Source organism: Clostridium sp. JNZ X4-2, from assembly GCF_054889485.1.
In genome coordinates this window covers 92,080-117,777 of record NZ_CM142685.1, presented here as the reverse complement: position 1 = coordinate 117,777, position 25,698 = coordinate 92,080, and the positions used below count along the sequence as shown (strand labels likewise).

Annotated in this window: 24 protein-coding genes and 2 tRNA genes; 1 reads left to right on the top strand and 25 read right to left on the bottom strand. The window is 34.5% G+C overall.

All coding sequences use genetic code 11. The features are described from left to right. Positions 1 to 294: 294 nt before the first annotated feature. The 23 genes from tuf (ACYUJ6_RS00670) to ACYUJ6_RS00560 form a co-directional block, all read right to left on the bottom strand. Entirely contained in the window at positions 295 to 1,488 is a 1,194-nt protein-coding gene (gene tuf / locus ACYUJ6_RS00670; protein WP_369705927.1) for an elongation factor Tu, read from the bottom strand. Positions 1,489 to 1,528: 40 nt separating this feature from the next. Beyond that, the gene (gene fusA / locus ACYUJ6_RS00665; protein ID WP_461843990.1) at positions 1,529 to 3,598 is read right to left on the bottom strand and encodes an elongation factor G; all 2,070 of its coding nucleotides are present in this window, start codon (positions 3,596 to 3,598) and stop codon (positions 1,529 to 1,531) included. Between the two features lie 78 nt (positions 3,599 to 3,676). Then, positions 3,677 to 4,147, bottom strand: a complete 471-nt coding sequence (rpsG, locus tag ACYUJ6_RS00660; protein ID WP_461843989.1) for a 30S ribosomal protein S7 — start codon at positions 4,145 to 4,147, stop codon at positions 3,677 to 3,679. Positions 4,148 to 4,296: 149 nt separating this feature from the next. Next, positions 4,297 to 4,674, bottom strand: a complete 378-nt coding sequence (gene rpsL, locus ACYUJ6_RS00655) for a 30S ribosomal protein S12 (protein WP_461843988.1) — start codon at positions 4,672 to 4,674, stop codon at positions 4,297 to 4,299. A gap of 73 nt (positions 4,675 to 4,747) precedes the next feature. Then, positions 4,748 to 4,990 (bottom strand): ribosomal L7Ae/L30e/S12e/Gadd45 family protein, encoded by a 243-nt coding sequence (locus tag ACYUJ6_RS00650; RefSeq protein WP_461845402.1) that lies wholly within the window; start codon positions 4,988 to 4,990, stop codon positions 4,748 to 4,750. A gap of 124 nt (positions 4,991 to 5,114) precedes the next feature. Further along, positions 5,115 to 8,642 (bottom strand): DNA-directed RNA polymerase subunit beta', encoded by a 3,528-nt coding sequence (gene rpoC, locus ACYUJ6_RS00645; protein ID WP_461843987.1) that lies wholly within the window; start codon positions 8,640 to 8,642, stop codon positions 5,115 to 5,117. A 17-nt stretch (positions 8,643 to 8,659) separates the two neighbouring features. Continuing rightward, positions 8,660 to 12,388, bottom strand: a complete 3,729-nt coding sequence (gene rpoB / locus ACYUJ6_RS00640; RefSeq protein WP_461843986.1) for a DNA-directed RNA polymerase subunit beta — start codon at positions 12,386 to 12,388, stop codon at positions 8,660 to 8,662. Positions 12,389 to 12,801: 413 nt separating this feature from the next. Then, positions 12,802 to 13,173, bottom strand: a complete 372-nt coding sequence (gene rplL / locus ACYUJ6_RS00635; RefSeq protein ID WP_461843985.1) for a 50S ribosomal protein L7/L12 — start codon at positions 13,171 to 13,173, stop codon at positions 12,802 to 12,804. A 28-nt stretch (positions 13,174 to 13,201) separates the two neighbouring features. Next, entirely contained in the window at positions 13,202 to 13,702 is a 501-nt protein-coding gene (gene rplJ, locus ACYUJ6_RS00630; RefSeq protein WP_461843984.1) for a 50S ribosomal protein L10, read from the bottom strand. 197 nt (positions 13,703 to 13,899) lie between these two features. Next, positions 13,900 to 14,589, bottom strand: coding sequence for a 50S ribosomal protein L1 (rplA, locus tag ACYUJ6_RS00625; RefSeq protein ID WP_461843983.1), 690 nt, complete (start codon positions 14,587 to 14,589; stop codon positions 13,900 to 13,902). 55 nt (positions 14,590 to 14,644) lie between these two features. Further along, positions 14,645 to 15,070 carry a 50S ribosomal protein L11 gene (rplK, locus tag ACYUJ6_RS00620; RefSeq protein WP_461843982.1) on the bottom strand — a complete coding sequence of 142 codons (426 nt, stop codon included), beginning with the start codon at positions 15,068 to 15,070 and terminating at the stop codon, positions 14,645 to 14,647. Positions 15,071 to 15,143: 73 nt separating this feature from the next. Continuing rightward, complete coding sequence (gene nusG / locus ACYUJ6_RS00615) at positions 15,144 to 15,665, bottom strand: transcription termination/antitermination protein NusG (protein ID WP_369705838.1); 522 nt, start codon at positions 15,663 to 15,665, stop codon at positions 15,144 to 15,146. A gap of 46 nt (positions 15,666 to 15,711) precedes the next feature. Continuing rightward, positions 15,712 to 15,942: a preprotein translocase subunit SecE gene (gene secE, locus ACYUJ6_RS00610; protein ID WP_369705839.1), complete on the bottom strand. Its 231-nt coding sequence runs from the start codon at positions 15,940 to 15,942 to the stop codon at positions 15,712 to 15,714. Between the two features lie 42 nt (positions 15,943 to 15,984). Further along, positions 15,985 to 16,134, bottom strand: a complete 150-nt coding sequence (gene rpmG / locus ACYUJ6_RS00605) for a 50S ribosomal protein L33 (protein ID WP_461843981.1) — start codon at positions 16,132 to 16,134, stop codon at positions 15,985 to 15,987. Positions 16,135 to 16,314: 180 nt separating this feature from the next. Next, positions 16,315 to 17,508, bottom strand: coding sequence for an elongation factor Tu (tuf, locus tag ACYUJ6_RS00600; RefSeq protein ID WP_369705927.1), 1,194 nt, complete (start codon positions 17,506 to 17,508; stop codon positions 16,315 to 16,317). Positions 17,509 to 17,587: 79 nt separating this feature from the next. After that, a tRNA-Thr gene (locus ACYUJ6_RS00595) sits at positions 17,588 to 17,663 on the bottom strand. Between the two features lie 9 nt (positions 17,664 to 17,672). Next, positions 17,673 to 17,747, bottom strand: a tRNA-Gly gene (locus ACYUJ6_RS00590). Between the two features lie 83 nt (positions 17,748 to 17,830). Next, a complete protein-coding gene (gene sigH / locus ACYUJ6_RS00585) occupies positions 17,831 to 18,463 on the bottom strand; it encodes an RNA polymerase sporulation sigma factor SigH (RefSeq protein WP_461845401.1) in 633 nt (210 codons plus the stop codon). Between the two features lie 83 nt (positions 18,464 to 18,546). Continuing rightward, positions 18,547 to 19,059 carry an NYN domain-containing protein gene (locus ACYUJ6_RS00580; protein ID WP_461843980.1) on the bottom strand — a complete coding sequence of 171 codons (513 nt, stop codon included), beginning with the start codon at positions 19,057 to 19,059 and terminating at the stop codon, positions 18,547 to 18,549. Continuing rightward, positions 19,056 to 19,835 (bottom strand): 23S rRNA (guanosine(2251)-2'-O)-methyltransferase RlmB, encoded by a 780-nt coding sequence (gene rlmB / locus ACYUJ6_RS00575; RefSeq protein WP_461845400.1) that lies wholly within the window; start codon positions 19,833 to 19,835, stop codon positions 19,056 to 19,058. Before rlmB ends, ACYUJ6_RS00580 begins: the two co-directional genes overlap by 4 nt. Before the next feature lie 213 nt (positions 19,836 to 20,048). After that, positions 20,049 to 20,474, bottom strand: coding sequence for a Mini-ribonuclease 3 (locus ACYUJ6_RS00570; RefSeq protein ID WP_461843979.1), 426 nt, complete (start codon positions 20,472 to 20,474; stop codon positions 20,049 to 20,051). A 69-nt stretch (positions 20,475 to 20,543) separates the two neighbouring features. Beyond that, on the bottom strand, positions 20,544 to 21,239 hold the full coding sequence (ispD, locus tag ACYUJ6_RS00565) for a 2-C-methyl-D-erythritol 4-phosphate cytidylyltransferase (protein WP_461843978.1): 696 nt from the start codon (positions 21,237 to 21,239) through the stop codon (positions 20,544 to 20,546). Between the two features lie 3 nt (positions 21,240 to 21,242). After that, complete coding sequence (locus ACYUJ6_RS00560; RefSeq protein WP_461843977.1) at positions 21,243 to 22,346, bottom strand: PIN domain-containing protein; 1,104 nt, start codon at positions 22,344 to 22,346, stop codon at positions 21,243 to 21,245. Positions 22,347 to 22,666: 320 nt separating this feature from the next. Here ACYUJ6_RS00560 and ACYUJ6_RS00555 point away from each other — a divergent pair, with 320 nt between their 5' ends. Further along, complete coding sequence (locus ACYUJ6_RS00555) at positions 22,667 to 23,068, top strand: DUF1573 domain-containing protein (protein ID WP_461843976.1); 402 nt, start codon at positions 22,667 to 22,669, stop codon at positions 23,066 to 23,068. A 37-nt stretch (positions 23,069 to 23,105) separates the two neighbouring features. Here ACYUJ6_RS00555 and disA read toward each other — a convergent pair whose 3' ends face one another. Continuing rightward, entirely contained in the window at positions 23,106 to 24,170 is a 1,065-nt protein-coding gene (disA, locus tag ACYUJ6_RS00550; protein ID WP_461843975.1) for a DNA integrity scanning diadenylate cyclase DisA, read from the bottom strand. A gap of 14 nt (positions 24,171 to 24,184) precedes the next feature. Then, complete coding sequence (radA, locus tag ACYUJ6_RS00545) at positions 24,185 to 25,540, bottom strand: DNA repair protein RadA (RefSeq protein WP_461843974.1); 1,356 nt, start codon at positions 25,538 to 25,540, stop codon at positions 24,185 to 24,187. Positions 25,541 to 25,698 lie beyond the last annotated feature (158 nt).

Genomic DNA, 25,698 nt, shown 5'->3' with positions numbered 1-25,698 from the left:
TTCTTACGTACAACAGCGGATACATTCTGTAAACTGTTCCTGGCGTTTCATATAATTGCACAAAACACTCCTTTACAAAAGCACCGTCACCTGGTTCAAGACCACGATATACTCAGTCAAGAATTACCCGGAAGCCCGGCAACCTCCTGCCTCATCGCTGTTATAACATCACAACCTCTTAATTATACACTAAATTTTTATTTCTGACAAGTATAAAATTTATATTAAATTTATGAAGAAGGGAAGAGTATACTCTTTCCTTCTTCATACGGAATTTATAACATTTTATGCTGATTACTGAACTATTTTAGTTACAACACCGGAACCAACTGTTCTTCCGCCTTCTCTTATTGCAAATCTCAATCCCTCATGCATTGCTACCGGTGTTATAAGTTCTACATTCATATCTATATGATCTCCCGGCATTACCATCTCTACACCTTCTGGCAGTGCAATGGAGCCTGTTACGTCTGTTGTTCTAAAATAAAATTGTGGCCTGTATCCATTAAAAAACGGTGTATGCCTTCCGCCTTCTTCTTTCTTAAGCACATAAACCTGACCTACAAATTTCTTGTGAGGATGTACTGTCCCCGGTTTTGCAAGTACCTGGCCTCTCTCTACTTCGTCTCTCTGTATGCCTCTTAAAAGTGCTCCTATATTATCTCCTGCCATTGCCTGATCAAGAAGCTTTCTGAACATTTCCACCCCTGTACATACTGTCTTCTTGCTCTCTTCCTTTAATCCTACTATCTCTAGTTCGTCTCCTATTTTTAATACTCCACTTTCTACTCTTCCTGTTGCTACTGTTCCTCTTCCTGTAATCGTAAATACATCTTCTATCGGCATTAAAAATGGTTTGTCTGTTGGTCTGTCTGGTGTAGGTATATAATTGTCTACTGCATCCATTAATTCATGTATGCATTTTGTAGCTTCCGGATCATCCGGATTTTCCAGTGCCTTTAATGCACTTCCCACTATTATTGGAACTTCGTCTCCCGGGAAACCATATTCACTTAACAATTCCCTTACTTCCATCTCTACTAATTCCAATAATTCCGGATCATCTACCTGATCTGCCTTATTTAAAAATACTACTATATATTGTACTCCTACTCTGCTTGCCAGTAGTATATGTTCTCTTGTCTGCGGCATAGGCCCATCTGCTGCACTTACTACCAATATTGCTCCATCCATCTGTGCTGCACCTGTTATCATGTTCTTTACATAATCTGCATGCCCTGGACAGTCCACATGTGCATAATGTCTCTTGTCTGTCTCATATTCAACATGTGCTGTATTTATGGTTATTCCTCTTTCTTTTTCTTCCGGTGCTTTATCTATCTCATCATATTTTGTTGCAGATGCCTTTCCTTCTTTTGATAAAACCATCGTTATTGCTGCTGTCAATGTAGTCTTACCATGGTCTACGTGTCCTATCGTCCCTATATTTACGTGCGGTTTTGTTCTTTCAAATTTCTCTTTTGACATTGCTTCTTCCTCCTCAAACAAACTAATATATTAATTAAAATTAGCTATTTCTTTCTCCTGTAATTTTCTCTTGAATACTTTTTGGTACTTCTTCATAATGATCAAATGTCATAGTATAAACTCCTCTGCCCTGCGTTCTAGATCTAAGCACCGTTGCATATCCAAACATCTCAGAAAGTGGAACAAAAGATTTTATAATTTCAGCTCCTGACCTAGGGGTCATTCCATCAATTCTTCCTCTTCTGGAATTTATATCTCCCATTACATCTCCCATATATTCCTCTGGTACTGTAACTTCAACTCTCATCATTGGCTCAAGCAAAACTGGGTCCGCCTTATTCATAGCATTTTTAAATGCCATGGATGCAGCAATCTTAAATGCCATTTCTGAAGAATCCACATCATGATAGGATCCATCATATAATTTAACCTTAAAGTTTATAACAGGATATCCTGCAATTACACCACTTTCTGCAGCTTCCTGTATTCCATTGTCAATTGGAGAAATATATTCTTTTGGAATGGTTCCTCCCACAATAGCATTTTCGAAGATATAACCCTCTTGTGAAGGTGACATTTCTATCCAGCAGTGACCATATTGACCATGTCCACCGGACTGTCTAATAAATTTACCTTCTGCTTTAACTGTTTTTCTAATAGTTTCTTTATAAGCTACTTGTGGTTTACCTACATTACAATCCACCTTAAATTCTCTCTGCAGTCTATCCACAATTATCTCCAAATGGAGTTCTCCCATTCCAGCTATAATTGTCTGTCCTGTTTCCTGATCTGTATAAGTCTTAAATGTTGGATCTTCTTCTGCAAGTTTTGCAAGTGCTATACCCATCTTTTCTTGACCGGCCTTTGTCTTAGGCTCTATTGCAACATCTATAACCGGATCTGGGAATTCCATACTTTCCAGTACAATAGGATGTTCCTCTTCACAAAGGGTATTACCTGTAGTGGTATCTTTTAAACCCACTATAGCTCCCAAATCCCCTGCACGGAGTTCGTCAACTTCTTGTCTGTGATTGGAGTGCATCTTTACAAGTCTTGCAATCCTCTCTTTTTTACCTTTTGTTGAATTGTATACATAAGTACCGCTTTTCATAACTCCTGAATAAACTCTTGTAAATGCCAGTCTTCCTACGAATGGATCTGTAGCAATCTTAAATGCCAGTGCAGATAATGGTTCATTATCATCAGCTTTTCTTTCAATTTCTTCACCAGTCTCAGTATCAGTTCCTTTTATAGGTGGTATATCAAGTGGTGATGGCATAAAATCAACTACTGCATCTATCATTGGCTGTACACCTTTATTTTTATAAGATGAACCACATAAAACCGGTACTAGTTCATTTGCAATAACACCTTTTCTAATTCCAGCTACCAGTTCCTCATTAGTAAGTTCTTCTCCGTCTAAATACTTCATCATCAAATCTTCATCAAGCTCAGCTACTGATTCAATTAGCTGAGTTCTATATTCTGCTGCCTTATCTTTTAAATCATCAGGTATTGCAACTTCATCCATTACCGTACCCAAATCATCTTCATATATTATAGCCTCATTTTTTATAAGATCTACTATACCTTTAAACTTATCTTCCGCACCTATTGGAATCTGAATAGGTACTGCATTACAATGGAGCCTTTCTCTTAAAGTATTTATGCACATATAAAAATCTGCTCCGACTGAATCCATCTTATTTACATAAACCAGTCTTGGTACTCCATAATTATCTGCCTGTCTCCAAACAGTTTCTGTTTGTGGTTCAACTCCGCTTTTAGCGTCCAAGACAGTAACTGCACCATCAAGAACTCTAAGTGATCTTTCTACTTCCACAGTAAAATCCACGTGCCCTGGTGTATCTATTATATTTATTGCATACCCTTTCCATTTACAGAAGGTAGCTGCCGAGGTTATAGTTATTCCTCTCTCTTGCTCCTGTGTCATCCAGTCCATAGTTGCCTCACCATCATGTACTTCTCCTATTTTATGAGTCCTTCCTGTATAGAAAAGTATACGTTCCGTAGTAGTAGTTTTCCCAGCATCTATATGTGCCATTATTCCTATGTTACGGAACTTCTCCAGCGGATATTCTCTTCCCACTTAATTTTCCTCCTCGCAAGTGTAAATTTAAAATTCGATAAAACTGCTTTAGTAAGAATACCAAAACAGTTTTTAATATTAATATCTATAATGTGCAAAAGCTTTATTAGCCTCAGCCATTTTATGAGTATCTTCCCTCTTCTTAACAGCTGCACCTGTATTGTTTGCTGCATCCATTAGTTCAGAAGCAAGTCTTTCTCTCATATATTTTTCTCCTCGTTTTCTTGATGCTATAAGAAGCCACCTTATCCCTAAAGTCTGTCTTCTCTCTGGTCTAACTTCTATCGGGACTTGATATGTTGCACCACCAATTCTTCTTGCCTTTACCTCTAAAAGAGGCATTATGTTATTCATGGCTGCCTCAAAGATCTCCATTGGTTCTTTATTTGTCTTTTTACCAATTATGTCAAATGCTCCATAACATATCTTTTGAGCTACTCCTTTTTTACCATCTTCCATTATATTATTTATCAGTTTTGTAATAACCTTACTGTTATACACTGGATCTGGTAATACATCCCTTTTTCCTATATGCCCTTTTCTTGCCACTTTTCTTCCCTCCTTAACAATTAAAATTTAAGTTCATCGGTACTCGACTATAAATAGCCGCAAAGTGCTTTGTACTCCTGCAGAATTTCACAAAATATATATAAACGCTGAAGACATCGCACTAACTTCATCAACTTAACTTAATAAAATTATTTTTGTTTTGGTTTTTTAGAACCATATTTTGATCTTGACTGCAATCTGTCAGTAACTCCTGCCGAATCCAGTGCTCCTCTTACTATATGATACCTAACACCTGGAAGATCTTTAACTCTTCCTCCCCTTATAAGGACAACGCTATGTTCTTGTAAGTTATGTCCTATACCTGGTATATATGCACTTACCTCATAGCCATTTACCAACCTAACTCTTGCAACTTTTCTAAGTGCAGAATTTGGCTTCTTAGGAGTAGTAGTTTTTACTACTGTACAAACCCCTCTTTTTTGAGGACATTCCTTTAATGCTGGGGCTGTTGATTTTGTGCTTATTGTCTTTCTGCCTTTTCTTACTAATTGGCTTATTGTTGGCATGTTTACACCTCCTTCTAAATAATAAGTTGAAATTTATATTAATTTATTCTTGAAAGCTTTTTAAATGGATAAGTTAATCTTTTAATACAGCTGCTGTAGCAGCACCTACATCTATACCACATAATTTTCCTAATTCTTTCATGGTGTCTATATAAATTAATTTCTGGGAATTATCATCAATTAACACTTTTACTGACTGTATTAACTTATCATCAGCGTCTTTAGCTATATATACAGTTTTTGCTTTGTTGTTTTTTATAGCTTTGACTGTCTGCTTTACACCAACAACTTTATTTCCTGTAAGTCTGTAAATCATTATTTCCATTCCCTCCTACAATATTTCAAGGGCAAGGTATGCAAGCCCCTGCCTCTTTAAAAACATACAGATGTATTTTATCATTTTAATATTACTATGTCAATAAATTAATCTTCTTACTTTTCTATTCATTTTTTAACATCTTTTCTTCAGTTTCATTTTCCGTATTGATTTTTATGGATCTATACCTGGTCATTCCAGTTCCTGCCGGTATAAGTTTACCTATAAGTACATTTTCCTTTAATCCTAAAAGAGGATCTGTTTTCCCTTTTATAGCTGCATCTGTAAGAACTCTTGTAGTTTCCTGAAATGAAGCTGCTGAAAGAAAAGATTCCGTTGCTAAAGCTGCTTTGGTTATACCCAAAAGTGCCACTCTGCCTTGAGCAGGTTTCCCACCATTTTTTTCAACTCTTAAATTTTCATCTTCAAAATCAAATACATCAATCATAGTTCCCGGAAGTAATTCTGTATCTCCTGAGTCCTCTATTTTGATCTTTCTTGTCATCTGTCTTATTACCACTTCAAGATGTTTGTCGTTTATATCAACACCCTGGAGTCTATAAACTTTTTGTACTTCAGATAAAAGATAATTCTTAACACCCTGAACTCCTTTTATTCTCAATATATCATGGGGATTTACTGATCCTTCCGTTATTTCATCTCCAGCACTTATTGTATCTCCATTTGATACTTTAAGCCTTGATCCAAATGGTATATCATAAACTACTTCTTCCCCTGTTTCTGTAATTACGGAAACACTTCTCTTTTTCTTAGTTTCCTCCATCTTTACAGTTCCTGAAACTTCACTTACTATAGCCAGCCCTTTTGGTTTTCTTGCTTCAAATAATTCTTCAACTCTTGGAAGACCTTGAGTTATATCAGATCCTGCAACTCCGCCAGTATGGAAAGTTCTCATTGTTAACTGTGTACCGGGTTCCCCTATACTCTGTGCTGCTATTATACCTACTGACTCTCCTATATCAATTTTCTTGGCGGTAGCCATATTCATGCCATAACATTTTGAACATACTCCATGGCGTGATCTGCAGGTAAATACAGATCTGATTTTCACTTTTTTTATCCCTGAATCCTCTATCTTATGTGCTATTGCAGAATCCATGTAAGTATCTCTTGGCAGTAATATTTCTCCCGTTTTGGGATCTTTAATATCCTCTGCAGAATATCTTCCTGTAAGTCTTTCTGATAAGCTCTCTATAACTTCATTTCCTTCTTTTATTTCCGATATATCATATCCCTCATGAGTTCCACAGTCCTCTTCCCTTACTATAACATCCTGGCTTACATCTACAAGTCGTCTTGTTAGATATCCAGAATCCGCAGTTTTCAAAGCAGTATCTGCATTTCCTTTCCTTGCTCCATGAGTTGATATAAAATATTCAAGTACATCCAATCCCTCTCTAAAGGAGGCTCTTATTGGAAGTTCTATTATTTTTCCTGAAGGATTTGCCATAAGTCCTCTCATACCTGCAAGCTGCTTAATCTGACTTTTAGATCCCCTTGCTCCTGAATCTGCCATCATAAATATTGGATTAAACTTATCCAGATTATCCATCAGTGCATCTGCCACATCTTCTGTAGTCTTAGTCCATCTCTCTATAACCCTTTGATATCTTTCTTCTTCAGATATAAATCCTCTTCTATACATTTTTTCTATTTTATCTACAGCCTCATCTGATTCATTCAGAAGCCTTTTTTTAGCTTCCGGCACTACCATATCTGAAGTGGAAACTGTGATACCGCTTATAGTTGAATAATGATATCCTCTTGCCTTTATTTTATCCAGCATTATAGATGTCTGGGTAGCTCCATGCTTCATATAGCATTTATTTATTATCTTACCTAAATTTTTCTTAGCAACAAGAAAATCAACTTCCAATTTAAATTCGTTTCCAGGTATACTTCTATCTACAAATCCCAAATCCTGTGGTATAGATTCATTAAATATTACTTTTCCTGGTGTAGTATCAATTATTCCACTAATATCCTTTCCGTCTTTAACTTTCCTCATCCTTACCTTTATCTTAGCATTAATATCAATTTGTTTTAACTGATATGCCATTATTACTTCATCCGGTGAAGAAAATATTCTGCCTTCTCCTTTGGCACCATCTTTCTCTACTGTGAGATAATAAGATCCAAGTACCATATCCTGTGTAGGAACAACCACTGGTTTTCCATCTGAAGGTTTCAATATATTGTGGGCAGCAAGCATTAAAAATCTAGCTTCAGCTTGAGCTTCAACTGAAAGTGGGACATGCACTGCCATCTGATCTCCATCAAAATCTGCATTGTATGCTGTACAAGCAAGTGGATGGAGTTTTATGGCCCTGCCCTCTATAAGTACAGGCTGAAATGCCTGAATTCCCAATCTGTGAAGTGTTGGTGCACGATTTAAAAGTACTGGATGATCAGATATTACTTCTTCTAATACATCCCACACCTGGGTCTGTACTCTTTCCACCATTCTCTTCGCACTTTTAATATTATGTGCCAAACCGCTTCCCACTAATTTTTTCATTACAAAGGGCTTAAATAGTTCAAGAGCCATTTCTTTAGGTAATCCGCATTGATACATTTTAAGTTCAGGTCCAACTACTATAACAGAACGCCCTGAATAATCCACACGTTTTCCAAGCAAGTTTTGTCTAAACCTACCTTGTTTACCCTTTAACATGTCAGACAATGATTTTAAAGGTCTATTACCTGGTCCTGTTACAGGTCTTCCTCTTCTTCCATTGTCTATAAGTGCATCTACAGCTTCCTGAAGCATCCTTTTTTCATTTCTAACTATTATATCTGGAGCCCCTAAATCCAACAACTTTTTAAGCCTGTTGTTTCTGTTTATAACTCTTCTATAAAGATCATTCAAATCTGATGTGGCAAATCTTCCTCCGTCTAATTGAACCATAGGCCTTAAATCCGGTGGTATTACAGGTATTACATCTATTATCATCCAATCAGGCTTATTGCCTGACTTTCTAAAAGATTCAACAACTTCAAGTCTTCTTATTATCCTTACCCTTTTTTGTCCTGTACTAGTTTTTAAGTCCTCTTTTAACCCAGCAGACATTTCATCAAGATTTATTTCCTCTAAGAGCTTTTTAACTGATTCTGCTCCCATACCTGCTGTGAAGTTTTGCTCACCATACTTATCTACAGCTTCTCTGTACTCTTTTTCAGTTAGCAGCTGCTTTTTTAAAAGTTGAGTTTCCTTAGGTTCTAAAACTACATATGATGCAAAATACAATACCTTTTCCAGAGCTCTTGGTGACATGTCTAAAATGAGTCCCATACGGGATGGTATCCCCTTAAAATACCATATGTGTGATACTGGAGCTGCAAGTTCTATATGCCCCATTCTTTCACGTCTAACCTTTGCCTTAGTTACTTCAACACCACACCTATCGCAAACTATGCCTTTGTATCTGATTCTCTTATATTTACCACAGTGACATTCCCAGTCTTTAGTCGGTCCAAAAATTCTTTCACAAAACAAACCATCTCTTTCAGGTTTTAATGTCCTATAATTTATTGTTTCAGGTTTTTTTACTTCACCTCTTGACCATTCTCTTATCTTTTCCGGTGAAGCCAAACCTATTTGCAGTGCATCAAAGTTATTTAATTCAAACAAGGGTACATCCTCCCTTCCTAATGTTCATCATTAAAATCATCTATTTCCAAGTCATCTAAGGTTAGATCCTCATAATCCAAATCTAACTCCTCATCACTATCACCATTATCGCTATCCTCACTATTATTGTCATTTTCGTCTGTCTGACTTTTCTTATTGTGATTATCTTGAGACGGCGATGCAATATCTTCATTTCCCTCTATGTTAACATCCAGATTTTCCATTTCATCATCTACAGATTCCCTAAGTTTAATTTCCTGTTTGTCATCATTTAGCACTTTCACATCCAAACACAAAGCCTGCAGTTCTTTTATAAGTACCTTAAAGGATTCTGGCAAGCCGGGTTCTGGTATATTTTCACCCTTTACAATAGATTCATAGGTTTTAACCCTTCCAACTACGTCGTCGGATTTAACTGTCAATATCTCTTGAAGGGTATGTGCTGCTCCATATGCTTCTAAAGCCCAAACTTCCATTTCACCAAATCTTTGCCCTCCAAACTGAGCTTTACCCCCTAAAGGCTGCTGAGTTACCAAGGAATATGGTCCTGTAGATCTAGCATGTATTTTATCATCAACCAAATGTGCCAGCTTTAATATATACATATATCCTATTGTTATAGGTCGATTAAATGGATCTCCTGTTCTGCCGTCATACAATACAGTTTTTCCATCTTCTTTATATCCTGCTTTTTTAAGACAGCCTATTATATCCTCTTCTGTTGCTCCATCAAACACCGGAGTCGCTATATGCCATCCTAATTCACTGGCAGCCAGACCCAAATGGACTTCAAGCACCTGACCTATATTCATACGGGAAGGTACTCCAAGTGGGTTCAAACATATTTGTAGTGGCCTGCCGTCTGGTAAGAAAGGCATATCTTCCTCAGGCAATACCCTTGATATAACACCTTTGTTACCATGTCTTCCTGCCATCTTATCTCCAACAGATATTTTACGCTTTTGGGCTATATAGCATCTAACAAGCTTATTAACCCCTGGTGAAAGTTCATCTCCATTTTCCCTTGTAAATACCTTAACATCTACAATTATACCTGATTCTCCATGAGGTACCCTAAGAGAAGTATCCCTCACTTCTCTGGCCTTTTCTCCAAATATAGCTCTTAAAAGTCTTTCTTCTGCTGTAAGTTCAGTTTCACCCTTAGGTGTCACCTTCCCTACCAATATATCGCCATCTCTAACTTCAGCACCTATTCGTATAATTCCTCTTTCATCTATATCTTTTAATGCATCTTCTCCTACATTGGGTATGTCTCTCGTAATTTCTTCAGGCCCAAGTTTTGTATCTCTGGCCTCAGATTCATATTCTTCAATATGAATTGAAGTAAACACATCTTTCTTAACAAGTTCCTCAGATATGAGCATTGCATCTTCATAATTATATCCTTCCCATGTAGTAAATCCCATTCTGATATTTTTGCCAAGAGCTATTTCACCAAGATCCGTAGAAGGTCCATCTGCCAGAACTGTTCCTTTTTGAACAACTTCTCCTTTTTCAACTATAGGTCTTTGATTTATACATGTACCCTGATTAGATCTCTGAAATTTAAGAAGTCTGTAAATATCCGTTCCTCCATCTGAATCTCTTTTAACTCTTACTTCATTAGCACATACATATGAAACTATGCCCGCATTTCTAGCTTTAGGAAGCACCCCTGAATCTACAGCCGCTTTGTATTCAATACCCGTTCCTACAATGGGAGCTTGAGGTTTTAAAAGTGGAACTGCCTGTCTTTGCATATTTGATCCCATAAGTGCACGGCTTGCATCATCATTTTCAAGGAATGGTATCATAGCAGTTGCAACTGAAACCAATTGTCTTGGAGATACATCCATATAATCCACATCTTCAGCCGGTACTACGATAACATCTTCCTTATCTCTAACTGTAACTTTATTGTCTATAAATCTGCCATCTTCCTCAATAGGTTCATTAGCACGACCTATCAAGTACTGATCTTCTTCATCTGCTGTCATATATACAATTTTATTTGTAACTAGTTTATTCTTTTTATCTACCTTTCTATAGGGAGTTTCTATAAAACCATACTCATTAACTTTTGCATAAGATGCAAGGGAGTTAATAAGCCCTATATTTGGACCTTCTGGTGTTTCTATTGGACACATTCTTCCATAATGTGAATGATGAACATCCCTAACTTCAAAACCGGCCCTTTCTCTGGAAAGTCCACCTGGACCCAAAGCTGATAATCTTCTTTTATGTGTAAGTTCTGAAAGTGGATTAGTTTGATCCATAAATTGAGAAAGCTGAGAGCTTCCAAAAAACTCTTTTATTGCTGCTGCTACAGGTCTTATGTTTATTAATGCCTGAGGTGTTATAACCTCCTGATCCTGTATAGTCATTCTTTCTTTAACTACTCTTTCCATTCTTGAAAGACCTATTCTGAATTGATTTTGAAGTAATTCCCCCACAGATCTAAGTCTTCTGTTGCCCAGATGATCTATATCATCAGTGTTGCCAACTCCATAGGCTAATCCCAACTCATAGCTGACGGTAGCATAAATATCGTCTTTAATTATATGTTTAGGAATTAAATCATGGATATGTTTTGCTATCTGTTCTCTGATACTTTCTTCATCACTGTAATTGTCTAAGATTTCTTTCAATGTTGGATAATGTACATTTTCTTTTATATTTAAATCATCTATATTGAAATCAACGAAATTACGTATATCTACAAAATGATTACTTATAATTCTAAGCACTGAATCCTCAACCTGAATGTCTACTATATTTATTCCACATTGTTGAATTTCTACAGCTTTTTCTCTGTTTATTCTTTCACCCTTTTGTACAAGTATTTCACCTGTCTGTGGATTAACTACATCCTGCGCTGCTATTTGGTTAGTTATTCTTAGGTGCAGTGATAGTTTTTTATTAAATTTATATCTTCCCACTCTAGAAAGATCATACCTTTTAGGATCAAAAAATAAAGAATCAATAAGTGATTGAGCGCTATCCACTGTAGGTGGTTCCCCCGGTCTCAGCCTTTTGTATATCTCAAGCAAGGCTTCTTCATGTGTTTTAGTATTATCCTTTTCAATTGTAGCCTTTAATCTTTCATCCTCTCCAAAGAAATTATTAATCTCTGCATCAGTGCTGTAACCCATAGCTCTGACAAGAATGGTTATAGGCAGCTTTCTGGTTTTGTCTATTCTAACGTATATTATGTTGTTAGAATCAGTTTCATATTCTAACCAGGCCCCCCTGTTAGGTATTACCGTGGAAGAAAAAAGATTTTTACCTGTTTTATCAACAGACATATCATAGTATACACCTGGAGATCTCACAAGCTGACTAACTATAACTCTCTCTGCTCCATTAATTATAAAAGTTCCTTGTTCTGTCATAAGAGGAAAGTCTCCCATAAAAACTTCCTGCTCTTTAACTTCACCGGTTTCCTTGTTAAGTAATCTTACTTTCACCTTTAAAGGTGCCGCATAAGTTGCATCTCTCTCTTTGCATTCTTCTACAGAATATTTGATATTGTCCATATCTAATTTATATCCTACAAACTCCAAATTAAGATTTGCAGTATAATCTTGAATAGGATTAATATCATCAAATACCTCTTGTAAGCCTTCTTTCAAAAACCAATTGTAAGAATCTAACTGTACCTCAATTAAATTAGGCATATGCCCTATTTCTTTAAGTCTGGAAAAGCTCATTCTCGTTCTTTTACCAACCTGGACAGGATGTACCATTGATTTTTCACCCCTTGTATAAACTAAAAATAACCAAAAACATTCATTTTATCTATATATGTATGTTTATGGATTTATTTATTGCCATCAAATTATTATAACCTTTTTTTTATAATTAATTCAAATTTTTCTAAATATAATACATTTTACATTAATCCCGTAACTAATCAATGCAATTTATCATGTTATCATAATATAGATAATTTGTCAATAATAAATTTCTAAAATAAGTATAAAAAGTTTTTGAAATAACCTAACAGCCTTTATTTCATAAAAAATTAAATTTATTTATATGTATAAAAAACCGGTAATTACTAATTGCCGGAATGTTAAATGCCTTTAAATTTTTATAAGAATTATAAAGAGGTACTTTAACTTAAAAAGTACCTCTTTATGTAAATATTTTTCAATGTTTACTTTAATTCTATTTCAGCACCGATTTCTTCAAACTTAGTTTTTAAAGCTTCAGCATCATCTTTGCTTACTGCTTCTTTTAATGGCTTAGGCGCACCATCAACCAAACCTTTGGCATCCTTTAATCCCAATCCTGTTACTTCTCTAACTGCTTTTATAACTTTAATCTTTTCTTGACCTGCTGCTTTAAGTATTACATCAAATTCAGTTTTCTCTTCTGCTGAATCTGCTGCTCCTGCAGCACCTGCACCTGCTACTGCTACTGGAGCTGCTGCGCTTACTCCAAATTCTTCTTCACATGCTTTTACTAATTCATTTAATTCTAAAACACTCATTCCTTTTATAGCTTCAATGATTTCTTCTTTACTCATTAATGAACACCTCCAAAATTTCTCTAAATTAATCTTCTTGTGATTTTTGTTTTTCTGTAATTGCATCTAATAAATATACAAAATTTGATAATGGAGCTTTGAAACTTCCAAGTAATTTTGCAATAAGAACATCCTTCGGCGGTATTGTAGCAAGATATTTAACTTTATCCAAGTCAAACATTTCTCCCTGAACAATTCCACCCTTTAATTCCAACATATTATGAGTCTTTGAAAAATCATTGAGAACTCTTGCTGGTGCAGCTGGATCATCATATCCAAATGCTATTGATATTGGTCCTGAAAAAACGCTTTCTGTCTTATCAAATCCCAATTGTTTTGCAGCCAGTGTAGCTAATGTGTTTTTGTAAACCTTATATTCTACACCTGCTTCTCTTAGATTCTTTCTAAGTTTTGTATCTTCTTCCACAGTTAATCCTTGATACTTAGCAAATATTATACTTTGAGCTTTCTCCATTTTTTCTTTGATTTCTCTAACCTTAGCTTCTTTAATTTCTCTATTTTTTCCCACTGTGTATCCACCTCCTCACAGTTTAACTTACAACATATATAAATAAAAGCCTCTCCTTAGACCCAGAGAGACCAAACAATTTTATATTGGAATCCTGAATAGGTTGGTTTCCCGTTACGCTTCTGCACCTATAGTCTATGGAGTATTTACTTATTAAACTGTTAGTATTATATACGAATTAATTATTTAAGTCAATATTATTCAAGAACCTTTGTTGAATTTATTTTTATCCCAGGTCCCATAGTACTTGATATTACTACAGATCTTAAATATTGACCTTTAGCTGCTGCAGGTTTTGCCTTTACTACAGCTTCCATTAATGCATGAAAATTCCTCAGCAATTTTTCTGCTTCAAAGGATTTCTTTCCTATTGGGACATGAATTATAGAAGTTTTGTCAACCCTATATTCAACTTTACCTGCTTTAATTTCTTCTATTGCTTTTGCAACATCAAATGTAACCGTACCGGATTTTGGATTTGGCATTAATCCTTTAGGCCCAAGTATTCTACCTAATCTACCTACAATTCCCATCATATCAGGTGTGGCTACAACCACATCGAAATCAAACCAGTTTTCATTTTGAATCTTCTTAACATATTCATCTGATCCTACATAATCAGCTCCTGCCTCTTGTGCTTCATTGACCTTAGCACCTTTAGCAAATACCAATACCCTTACTTTTTTACCAGTTCCATGAGGAAGAACTACTGCTCCTCTCACCTGTTGATCTGCATGCCTCGGATCTACCCCAAGCTTCAATGCTAATTCTATGGTTTCATCAAATTTTGCCTTAGATGTTTTTAAAGTAAGATCTATAGCTTCTGATGGTGTATATAATGTATTTCTATCAATAAGCTTAACGCTTTCCACATATTTTTTTCCCATTTCAAATCCTCCTAGGTGGTAATAACGGCATTACACCTCCCACATATTTAAGTCATTATTCTTCTACAGTTATTCCCATACTTCTTGCAGTACCTGCTATCATTTTCATAGCAGTTTCAATAGAGCCAGCATTTAAATCCGGCATTTTTGTTTCAGCAATTTGTTTAAGCTGCTCTTTAGTTACCTTTGCAACTTTAGTCTTGTTAGGCACTCCAGAACCGCTTTCTATTCCCACTGCCTTCTTAAGTAATACTGCTGCTGGAGGAGTCTTTAGTATAAAACTAAAAGATCTGTCCTGATATACAGTAATTACTACTGGAATTATTAAGCCTGCCTGACTTGCAGTCTTAGCATTAAATTCTTTACAAAAACCCATAATATTCACACCATGCTGTCCAAGTGCCGGTCCAACCGGTGGAGCTGGTGTAGCTTTTCCTGCAGCAAGCTGAAGTTTTATCATTCCTACTACTTTTTTAGCCATAAATATACACCTCCTATAATGTAGTTATACGGAATTATGTTCTTCCGCTTATTAAAACTTTTATTGCTCTAGATTAATCTATCTTTTCTATTTGATTAAAATCAAGTTCAACAGGAGTTTCCCTGCCAAACATGTTGACTAAAGCCTTAATTTTCTTCTTTTCAGTATTTATTTCTTGGATAACAGCTAAAAAGTTCTCAAGTGGTCCAGATTTTACTTTTATATTTTCACCCACCGATACATCTACATTTACAGGCTTTTCATTAATTCCCATATCTTTTACTTCTTCATCAGTAAGTGGAACAGGTTTGGAACCAGGTCCAACAAAACCTGTGACCCCCCTGGTATTTCTAACTATATACCAGGAATCATCAGTCATTATCATATGTATCAAAACATATCCTGGAAATACCTTTTTTAATGTTATTTTCTTTTTGCCGTCTTTAATCTCAACCTGTTCTTCCATAGGTACCTGAACATCATCTATCCAATCATATAGTTCTCTATTTTCTATAGTTTTCTCAAGATTAGCCTTGACTTTATTTTCATAACCAGAATATGTATGAACTACATACCACTTAGCTTTATCTGCCATAATCCTAGGGACAATATACTTAAAGTCCCTGCCTCCTTTTTTATTCTTATTTCAGAATAGTTTTAACTAAAGAATTAAATCCAAAATCTATTACCCCAACAATTATCACATAAACACCACAAAACGCAATAACTGATATTGTCACTTTTTTTAAGTCTTCTTTAGAGGGCCATGTTATTCGTTTAAATTCAGCTACCAATCCTTTAAAAAAGTTAAAGAACCCGCCTTCAGGTGTGACCTGCTTTCTAACCTTTTTTGCGTCATCACGTGCAGCCATTTTATTCACATCCTCAAATATTTTAATATATGCCCCTCTACTTTATTTGGTTTCCTTGTGAACTGTATGTTTATGACAAAATGGGCAATACTTTTTCATTTCTAACCTATCCGGATCATTCTTTTTATTTTTAGTTGTGTTATAATTTCTCTGTTTACAATCCGTACATGCCAGTGTTACTTTTACTCTCATTGCTTTCACACCTCCTACGTATAGTTCAAGTATATAATCAATTTAATTTTTACATTTTTAAAATTATGCATTACTTATTTAATTTATCACAACTTAGTTTTTATGTCAATAACACTAAAAAACATGGATGGAATTATTCACTTCTAAAAGGACTAGGTTCACGAACCCAGTCCTTAACCATTACTGAACTATTTTAGTTACAACACCGGAACCAACTGTTCTTCCGCCTTCTCTTATTGCAAATCTCAATCCCTCATGCATTGCTACCGGTGTTATAAGTTCTACATTCATATCTATATGATCTCCCGGCATTACCATCTCTACACCTTCTGGCAGTGCAATGGAGCCTGTTACGTCTGTTGTTCTAAAATAAAATTGTGGCCTGTATCCATTAAAAAACGGTGTATGCCTTCCGCCTTCTTCTTTCTTAAGCACATAAACCTGACCTACAAATTTCTTGTGAGGATGTACTGTCCCCGGTTTTGCAAGTACCTGGCCTCTCTCTACTTCGTCTCTCTGTATGCCTCTTAAAAGTGCTCCTATATTATCTCCTGCCATTGCCTGATCAAGAAGCTTTCTGAACATTTCCACCCCTGTACATACTGTCTTCTTGCTCTCTTCCTTTAATCCTACTATCTCTAGTTCGTCTCCTATTTTTAATACTCCACTTTCTACTCTTCCTGTTGCTACTGTTCCTCTTCCTGTAATCGTAAATACATCTTCTATCGGCATTAAAAATGGTTTGTCTGTTGGTCTGTCTGGTGTAGGTATATAATTGTCTACTGCATCCATTAATTCATGTATGCATTTTGTAGCTTCCGGATCATCTGGATTTTCCAGTGCCTTTAATGCACTTCCCACTATTATTGGAACTTCGTCTCCCGGGAAACCATATTCACTTAACAATTCCCTTACTTCCATCTCTACTAATTCCAATAATTCCGGATCATCTACCTGATCTGCCTTATTTAAAAATACTACTATATATTGTACTCCTACTCTGCTTGCCAGTAGTATATGTTCTCTTGTCTGCGGCATAGGCCCATCTGCTGCACTTACTACCAATATTGCTCCATCCATCTGTGCTGCACCTGTTATCATGTTCTTTACATAATCTGCATGCCCTGGACAGTCCACATGTGCATAATGTCTCTTGTCTGTCTCATATTCAACATGTGCTGTATTTATGGTTATTCCTCTTTCTTTTTCTTCCGGTGCTTTATCTATCTCATCATATTTTGTTGCAGATGCCTTTCCTTCTTTTGATAAAACCATCGTTATTGCTGCTGTCAATGTAGTCTTACCATGGTCTACGTGTCCTATCGTCCCTATATTTACGTGTGGTTTTGTTCTTTCAAATTTCTCTTTTGACATTGCTTCTTCCTCCTTGTTTATAACACATTTTATTTAAGTAAACCCATCCTGGTGTGTTGTGAAAATTCTCATGCATTATTGGAGCCCATGACCAGGATTGAACTGGTGACCTCCACCTTACCAAGGTGACGCTCTGCCTACTGAGCTACATGGGCAATTTAATTTGGAGCGGAAAACGGGACTCGAACCCGCGACGGCCAGCTTGGGAAGCTGGTGTTCTACCACTGAACTACTTCCGCCCATAAATTCTTATTATATATCAAAAGTCATATACCGATTATCAATTTTAATACAAGTATGTTTTTTTGTCAATATGTAATTTTTATTTATTAATTAAACATTTTTCTAGTTTTCTTTTAACTCTCTGCAATGCATTGTCTATAGATTTAGCATGCCTATCTAAATCACATGCAATTTCCTGATAAGATTTACCATCTAGATATGACATAAGCACTTCCATTTCCAAACTTGATAATACCTCACCTATTTCACTTTGTATGTGATTTAATTCTTCTCTGCTAATTATAAGCTCTTCTGGATCCGCCACTTTAGCCTCTGATAAAACATCCAGCAGTGTTCTATCAGATTCCTCATCATATATAGGCTTATTTAAAGAAACATATGTATTTAATGGAATATGCTTCTGTCTAGTAGCAGTCTTTATAGCTGTTATTATCTGACGAGTTACACAAAGTTCAGCAAAAGCTTTAAAAGACGATAGTTTATCCGATTTAAAATCTCTTATAGCTTTATACAAACCTATCATGCCTTCCTGATAAATATCTTCTTTATCTGCTCCAATCAGGAAATATGATTTTGCTTTAGATTTAACAAAATTCTCATATTTACTTATTAAATATTCTTGAGCTCTTACATCCCCTTTTTTTGCTTCAACAATTACCTCCTCATCTAATTTTTCTACAAAGGGGGAAATTTGTTTACTATTAAGACCCATGCTCTCCAAGATATCCCCTCCAAAACAAATGTAAATCACACATTTCAATTATACATTAGAAGTAAATTTATAGTCAATAGATTTTAACGACTTTTGCGAATCTTTTCAAGTTTTTCCAACGTACCCTTTTCTATCCTATCCTCTAAAGTATGTTTTTTTTCTGAGTATTTTTTTTGAATCCTATTTTTTATTTTTGACTCTATATTTTTAACTTCATGATAAAATTCAATGGAAGACATTCTCACTGCACCTCTTTGAAAAGTAACCTGCTGCTCTAGAGAATCAGAAGTAACTACAAAAACTTCATTTTTACGTCCTATATTATTTACTGTTTTTTCTATAAATGAATCTGCTGTTTCATTTTCCTTGGTAAACACCACTATAACATTTTTATTGATTTTTTCCTTTTTTTCCAAACTCCCCATTACCATATGTGCATCAAAAACTACAAAAATCTTATATCCTTTGTAAACTGCATAATTACTCAACATTTCTATAAGTTCATGTCGTGAGGATTCAAAACTATACTTCTTTATATTATTCAATTCGGGCCAGCTATTTATTACATTATATCCATCTACAAAAATATTTCTCAATTTCCATCACTTTTTATTTTTTGTTTCAGTATCTCATACATAAGTATGCCACCTGCCACAGAAGCATTCAACGAGGCTATATTTCCCAGCATAGGTATCTTCACCAACATGTCGCATTTTTCTTTGATTAATTTTGATAGTCCTTTTCCCTCGCTTCCTATAACTAATGCAACAGCTCCACTAAAATCAATATCAAAACAATAGCTCTGCCCGTTCATATCAGCTCCATATATCCATATATTTTTCTCTTTTAGCTTTTCTATTGTGTTATTTAAATTCGTGACCTTACATATTCTCATATATTCTATCGCTCCTGCAGAGGATTTATAAACCGTTGGTGTAACGCCTACATTTCTTCTTTTAGGAATTATAATTCCATGTACTCCACATATTTCAGCAGTTCTTATTATAGAGCCAAAATTATGTGGATCCTCTATTTCGTCCAATATAATTATAAAAGGGGACTCTCCCTTTTTTTCAGCATATTCTAATACATCATCAACTTCATAATACTTATAAGGAGTTATTTGGGCAATTACTCCCTGATGAGCTCCTGTTTCAGAGATCTTATCCAACTTCTTTCTATCCACTTTCTTTACCACTATATTTTTCTCTTTTGCTATTGCCATTATTACTTTTGAGGATCCTGATATACTTCCTTCTGCAATAAAAATTTGTTCTATAGTCTTGTTATTATCAGATTTCAAAGCTTCAATAACTGCATTTCTTCCTTCTATTAAATCTTCCCTGGATTCACTTGCATTTTTTAAATTCATCTGATTATTTTTATTTTTGTATTTTACAACATCAGTTTTATTTTTCATAATCTTACCTTTTCTATTCTAAATTTTTATTTTTATTCACCTTATACACTTTCCTGACCTTACCACATCAATCACAGATCCCTTTTTCTTTGAAAAACTTCACCACAGTTGATACAACTCTCTCAGAATTGGAATATATCTAATTAGTTTTACCTTTAAAGTTATTTAAAATTCCCCTTTCTTTTTTAATATAATTATGGATTTGAATAAGAAATTCAATCTATCAACTTCTCCAGTTAAATATAAAAAACCCACCAAAGCTTCAAATCCAGTGGCAAATCTATATTCCTGCACATCTGCATTCTTAGGTATCGTTCCAGATTTAGCATTTCTGCCTCTTTTAAAAAAGTACAATTCCTCATCAGACAATTTCTTCTCCAATTTTTTTATAATTTCACTCTGGGAATGAGCCTTTACAAATTTTATGGTTTCCACATGAAGATTATGTACCTGCATATTTCTGTACTTATTTACTAAATATGTCCGTACAAATGTTTCGTATACTGCATCTCCTATAAAAGCAAGTGTCAGAGGACTCATTTGTCTTACCCTAGTATTGTCCAATTTTATATTAAATAAATCATTTTCCATTTTACTCTCCCATTTAAGTTATAAATAATTATGTCTTTTATGTTATATTAATTCATATAACCCATATTTTTATTTTACACCCATACCTTTCATCATAATTTCGGCTATATTTAAATCCTCAGGTGTGGTTATCTTTATATTGTCATAGCTTCCTTCATATAAATAAACTTTATTTCCACAATGCTCCACTGCCATAGTATCATCAGTAACATGAATTTTCTCTTCAACAACTTTTTTATGGCAGTTATAAATTAAATCATATTTAAAACATTGGGGAGTTTGAACTAAAAAAAGTTCTTCCCTATTCAAGGTAGTGCGTGAAAATCCATTTTCACCTTTAATTTTTATTGTATCCTTGGGTTTCATTCCACAGGCACATGCCCCATATATATTACAGTATCTTATTCCATCCTCAATAATTTTTTTTGTAACCAATGGTCTTGCACCATCATGTATTAAAACAACATCACAGTTTTTTAAGGCCTTTAATCCATTAAATACTGAATCCTGACGTTCCAGTCCTCCCTCAACTATCTTCACAACCTTATACAGCCCATATTTTTCAACCACATTTTTCCTGCAGTACTCAATTTCATCTCTCCCACAAACCACTACAATCCTGTCTATTAAAGAATTCCTATTAAATGCATCAATTGAATAATATAATACTGGTTTACCTTCAATATTAATAAATTGTTTATTAATATTACTTTTCATTCTCTTCCCTTTACCAGCTGCCACAATAATAGCACAATTATTGCTCATAAGTTATGACTCCCCTTTTTGTCTTGCAAATATCATTCTTCCTGCTGCTGTTTGTAAAACAGATGTGACAACTACATCTTTTGTTTCTCCTATAGATTTTTTTCCTCCTTCTATAACTATCATTGTACCATCATCCAGATAAGCTATGCCCTGACCTGATTCCTTGCCATCTTTAATTATCTGCACATTCATTTCTTCTCCTGGAAGTACAACGGGTTTTACTGCATTTGCCAGTTCATTTATATTCAGGACTGGAACTCCCTGAAATTCTGCAACCTTATTCAAATTATAATCATTAGTAACTACTTTACCATTTAAAACCTGAGAGAGTTTTAAAAGCTTGCTGTCAACTTCACCTATATCAGGAAAATCTTTTTCATATATCATTACATCAATATTTAATTCTTTTTGTATCTTGTTCAATATATCCAATCCTCTTCTTCCTCTAGTTCTTTTTAATCCATCTGAAGAATCAGCTATATGCCTAAGCTCTGCAAGTACAAAATTAGGTATAACAAGGGGTCCTTCTACAAATCCTGTCTGACATATATCAAATATCCTTCCATCTATTATTACCGATGTATCTAAAACCTTAGGATATCCTTTATGTTCATTTCTGTTCTTTTTTTCTTTAGTGCCCTGAAGTCTTCGAGAACCTATATTAGAAAGTAACGACATAACCTCTTCTCTTTTTCGTATAGCAATATTAGCACCTATTGCAGCCATAAGTACAGCTACCACTACTGCCAGTATAACACCTACAATTGGCACTTTAGACAATAAATCAAGAAATACCGCCGATACAAGAAGTCCTATTAGTGCCCCTACAACTCCAAATAAAATCTCAGTTGCGGGAAGTTTTTGAAGACTTTTCTCAATATAATCCATTACCCTCATTATAATCGAATTAATCCAAGGTGATATTAAAAACATTATAATTCCAAAAAGTATAGTCAACACAATTAAAAATAAAATTCTTTTTATAGGACCATTGCTTAAGTAAATTATTTTAGAAAAATAAGTGGAATCTATAGCACTCTTTCCCACTAAATACCCTAATATTAAGCCTATTATTGTAAAGAGACCTCTAAGTATTTTTTTTAACAATAGACTCACCTCCTCTATAATTAATAAATTAATATTTGCTTTCTTTTTACATCTAATATATATTAAGAAAATAGTTTTTTCAATAAAATTAATCTTATTTAATAAATTATTTACTTAATATAAATAATTTAATTTAGTATCCTTTACATAATTATACCAAAAAATAAAGTTCATAAACAAATTTTGTCCATTTTTTGCATACTAATCCCCCTATTCATAAAATTATTCTTGGTTTATTATATAAATAGAATAATTTTTGCTTATGAAACCATTTAAAGCTTGTAGATAATATGCTAAATTTATATAAGGAGTTGAACTTGATGAAAGATGTAATATTTGATGATTTCCAAAATAATGTAAATGAATCGTTATTAAGACATAAAAGTATTTTAGATATAATAACTAAACTTCAAGAATCAAATGCCCGAATAAATAGAGCAATTGTAAAATCCATTACAAATTGCGGTTGTATAGAAGTTCGTGCCAAAAAGCAAAATACATTTGAAAACACCAATCTGGATATTGAATCATTAAAAACCTGTTTAAGCACACAAATAAAAGGAACATTATGTGATAATTGCAGAGATGTAATACAAGATGAGATAGGTAATAATTTATTTTATCTTACATCCCTATGTAATGCACTGGATTTAAATTTATATGACATACTTTTAAAGGAATATGATAAAATAAATACTCTTGGCAAATACTCTTTTAGATAATCTTTAGCACAAAATAATATTAATATACTATTTTGTGCTAAAGCTTATTATCTATCATAATCTGTTCTCTAAGTCTTCTAAGTCCATTTTTTATAGCTCTAGCTCTAGCTTCACCTATACCTTCAACCTTATCAAGTTCTTCATAAGATGCCTCCATAACACCTTTAAGTTCTTTAAAGTTTTTTACTAAATTATCTATTACATTAGATGGTATTCTGGGAATCTTGCTTAACATTCTATATCCTCTTGGTGATATTAAGGTATCCACAAGCGGTACTCCTACATATCCCAATGCTTTAGAAATAAAATCAAGGTTTAATAATTCGTCTTGAGTTATTCCTTGAATTTGTTTATATATATCATCATAATCCATATTGCTTTGACAATAATCTCTTATCATCAATATACCATCCCGCTCAATGCTCTTAATAAGTTCATTTAACTGCATTGAAATTAATCTTCCCTCATTGCCAAGTTCACATATGTATATTTCGATTTCAGATACAATTCTCATTACCATTTCAGTTCTCTGAATAGCTGTCATTACATCAAATAGCGTAACTATATCTTGAAATTCAAGAATATTCAGATTGCTGACTACCCTATCCAATACCGATACATATTTTTCCAGGGTCTGAAGGGCCTGATTAGCTCTTCCTAACATAACGCTGCTATCCCTAAGTACATATTTAATATAACCTTTATATATAGTTATAACATTTCTTCTTTGGGAAATTGCTATAACTACAGCTCCAGTCTGTTTGGCCACCCTGTCTGCTGTCCTATGTCTCGTACCAGTTTCAAAAGTTGGAATGCTGGAGTCCGGAATGAGCTGAGTATTTGCATACAATATCTTTTTCAAATCACTGCTGAGTATTATGGCACCGTCCATTTTTGCAAGTTCATATATATATGATGGACTATACTCTGAATTAATAGTAAATCCACCATCTACAATTTTTAATATCTGTTCACTGTCTCCCAAAACTATAAGTCCACCCGTTTTAGCTTTTAATATATTCCTGAGTCCCTCCCTAAGCTGAGTCCCTGGCGCTAAAAGTTTCAATATGCTTTTAAGTTCTTTTTCCTTTTCCAATCTCAAAATTATCACCCTAATTAAAAAACTTTATTTAATACCTCTTTCAGAGAAGATACACCTATAACATTTATTTCCTTAGCATTTATTTTTTCTTTATTCCTGTCTGGTACTATTATATTTTTAAATCCCATTTTTTCTGCTTCATTTACAATTCTACCGCAATATGATACAGGCCTGACCTCCCCCGTAAGGCCGACTTCGCCTATGGCCAAAAAATTATCTAGTACTATTTCTTTAGATTTAGCACTGGATATGAGGGCAACTGCAAGTCCTAAATCCCCAAAAGTACCATCTATTTTAAGTCCTCCTACCACATTTACATAAACATCACAATTATAAAATGGTATTTTAAGTTTTTTCTCCAACACCGCTAAAATTAAATTCAACCTGGAAATATCTACTCCAACTACTGTTCTTCTTGGAATAACAGCCCTAGTTTGACTGACCAAAGCCTGTATTTCAACTAAAATAGGTCTTTTGCCTTCCATTATCCCTATAACTATAGAACCTTCTTTTTGAAATGCTCTTTCCTCTAAAAATACTGCAGAAGGATTCATTATCTCTCTGAGTCCATTTTCTATCATTTCGAACACACCAATTTCACTGGTAGTACCAAAACGATTTTTAATAGTTCTAAGTATTCTAAATTCCTCTGTTCTTTCTCCCTCAAAAGACAACACAGTATCCACCATATGCTCAAGTACTCTCGGACCCGCTAATTCTCCTTGTTTAGTAATATGAGCTACTATAAAAAAGGATATATTATTTTCTTTGCCTATACGCATAATATCGTTAGAAGTTTCCCTTACTTGAGATACACTGCCTGGTGCTGAGCTGATACATTCTTTAAACAAAGTCTGTATAGAATCTACCACTACAAATACAGGTTTATTTTTTTCTATATGTTCTTCTATCTTATCCAAATTAGTTTCTGAAACTATAAAGAGATCATCAGATAATGCTTCAAGTCTATCCCCCCTCATTTTTATTTGTTCTTCTGATTCCTCTCCTGAAACATATAATACTTTCCCATATTTTTCAGCGATATTACTGGCAGTTTGTAAAAGCAAAGTGGATTTTCCTATTCCCGGAGCACCTGATATAAGAGTAATGGATCCTCTTACAATTCCCCCGCCAACAACTCTATTCAACTCCATTATACCAGTATCAAGCCTTTCATATTCACCGGATTTTATATTATTTATACTTTTTGGTGTGCTGCTAAATCCCGTATGTTGAAAAGATGCTGTATGAGGAGATTTAATTTCTTCCAGCATACTGTTCCAGCTATTGCAATTTGGACACTTTCCCATCCATTTTGGAGATTCATATCCACATTTCTGGCATGTAAAAACAGTTTTCTTCCTTACCACTCAATTATCTCCTCCCGTATAAGATATTATTATACAATATTATGATGCAATTTTGTGAAGAATATTTGAATTTCAATAAAAATTAAGCTTTATGCCCGTAAAGCATAAAGTTTAATTTTATCTCATGACTATCATTGCCAGCACCACGTAGAGCAGCA